This window comes from Acinetobacter chinensis (assembly GCF_002165375.2).
GTDB classification, from domain to species: Bacteria; Pseudomonadota; Gammaproteobacteria; order Pseudomonadales; family Moraxellaceae; genus Acinetobacter; species Acinetobacter chinensis.
The window spans coordinates 1-1,243 of the sequence record NZ_CP032131.1 but is presented as its reverse complement, the minus strand read 5'-3'; the positions used below and the strand labels follow the sequence as shown (position 1 = coordinate 1,243).

General features: G+C 39.4%; 1 protein-coding gene. It reads left to right on the top strand.

Annotated features, from left to right (window positions below; genetic code table 11):
• Positions 1 to 82: 82 nt before the first annotated feature.
• Positions 83 to 316, top strand: a complete 234-nt coding sequence (locus CDG60_RS00180) for a hypothetical protein (RefSeq protein ID WP_087514481.1) — start codon at positions 83 to 85, stop codon at positions 314 to 316.
• Positions 317 to 1,243: the final 927 nt, after the last annotated feature.

The window sequence follows — 1,243 nt, the reverse complement described above, 5'->3', positions numbered from 1 at the left end:
AGTATTACCTTCTATCTGCTCAACTCTCACCATAATGATACTAATCACTAAATCAAAAACTTAAAAAATTTAGAGGTTAAAAATGCAAAAAATTGAAATATTAGTATTATTGAAAATGATTGGTCAGAAGATTGGTTTTGATGAAATCCAAGATAATTCAGAACTAAGAAGCTATGAAGGCAAAGTATTGTCTACAATCATAGAACACGATGGAAACCACAAACTATGTGTTGAAGTCGAACAAGATAACTGTGAAATATTTGATGTGAACAGACTTAAAAACTTAAGAAACTTTGATATTAGAAGCACCCTCTGAAAGCCTTGCTGTGTAAGGGTTACATGAGTTTTCGTCAATATACCAAGGGAGCGTCATTTTTTGATCTCAAAAGATGTCCTCCTCCGCCTTCTTCTCCTCGTCCCCTCGTCGTCGTCGTTGTCGTCGTCCATAAAATTCGATAAATCAGTTCGCAAAGCTCTGTTTTTACCGATCTACGTCAACAGGGAGCTTGTAATCAGGGAGAAAGGTGTTTTCGTAGCGTATTGCGTCAGTTCGGATGCACTCCGCATCCTCTGAGATACCTGGAGAGATCACCAGCAGAAAAAGCAAGGATACACAGAGGGCACTGTGATTCTTGTTAGGGAAGCCCTAAAACCCCAAAAAAGCCGTAAACATGTTGTCATGTATACGTAAATAAAAGAAAAATGCCCTAAAATACGCATTCTAGGGCATTGTATTAATCACACGATTAAAATATATTCTAAAGCACGGTTATTAGTTCTTGGCGGAATTAATAACGAAAGATTATGTAGATTACCGTCTGACATAATAATCAGGATAAAATCCCCGTGCGGTAAAGCGATTATAACCACACAAGATTGAAAATAAATCCCTTTCGTTGTTAAAACCTTCTTAAATTAATATTCCGTCCGTTTAAATGGGTGGAAGGATTAGTGACGACAGCATTTAAGCGGTGATTTTCAGTGTGCTACTGGGGGAACTGAACAAAGCACACAGCAGAATGAGTAGTCTAAGGGTGATCGTGAGTATATTGGGGTAATTCCCTTGCGATGATCAAACAAAGCCCACAGGCGGTCTTAAATGCGTTCAGGCGGTGATATAAGCCGTAATTAAGACAGGTACAGCGTTATACCGTGATGTACTCCGATTGAAGCGACGCTCGGCTCCGTAGTGATGCTCCAGAGGGAAATACTCCTAAAGTGCCTTTATAGGTGCTTTAGGGTG

What these genes read in the sequence shown, in the direction of transcription:
- CDG60_RS00180 (WP_087514481.1), top strand. Translation starts at nt 83, where the DNA reads ATGCAAAAAATTGAAATATTAGTATTATTGAAAATGATTGGTCAGAAG.